The sequence below is a fragment of the Nocardioides sediminis genome (assembly GCF_003047295.1).
Taxonomy (GTDB): Bacteria; Actinomycetota; Actinomycetes; order Propionibacteriales; family Nocardioidaceae; genus Nocardioides; species Nocardioides sediminis.
The window spans coordinates 1-545 of sequence record NZ_PZYZ01000029.1 but is presented as its reverse complement, the minus strand read 5'-3'; the positions used below and the strand labels follow the sequence as shown (position 1 = coordinate 545).

The 545-nt window shown below is 52.5% G+C and carries 1 rRNA gene; it reads right to left on the bottom strand.

The window, feature by feature from the left end:
* Positions 1-461: ribosomal RNA gene (locus DAI17_RS20785) — 16S ribosomal RNA — on the bottom strand; the annotation flags it as partial.
* Positions 462-545 lie beyond the last annotated feature (84 nt).

Here is a 545-nt window from a genome sequence, read left to right as displayed (position 1 = left end):
CTTTACTCCCTTCCTCCCCGCTGAAAGTACTTTACAACCCGAAGGCCTTCTTCATACACGCGGCATGGCTGCATCAGGCTTGCGCCCATTGTGCAATATTCCCCACTGCTGCCTCCCGTAGGAGTCTGGACCGTGTCTCAGTTCCAGTGTGGCTGGTCATCCTCTCAGACCAGCTAGGGATCGTCGCCTAGGTGAGCCGTTACCCCACCTACTAGCTAATCCCATCTGGGCACATCCGATGGCAAGAGGCCCGAAGGTCCCCCTCTTTGGTCTTGCGACGTTATGCGGTATTAGCTACCGTTTCCAGTAGTTATCCCCCTCCATCAGGCAGTTTCCCAGACATTACTCACCCGTCCGCCACTCGTCAGCAAAGAAGCAAGCTTCTTCCTGTTACCGTTCGACTTGCATGTGTTAGGGTTTTCGTAAACTGGCAGCCGCTTAATCGAGACAACTTCAATGTGAATTTCACGGTAAAAAACATCGGTAATAAATTCTATCGTAGCCACAGCCAAAGAAATCTTGAAGTCACGCCGCCAAGCCCGGGA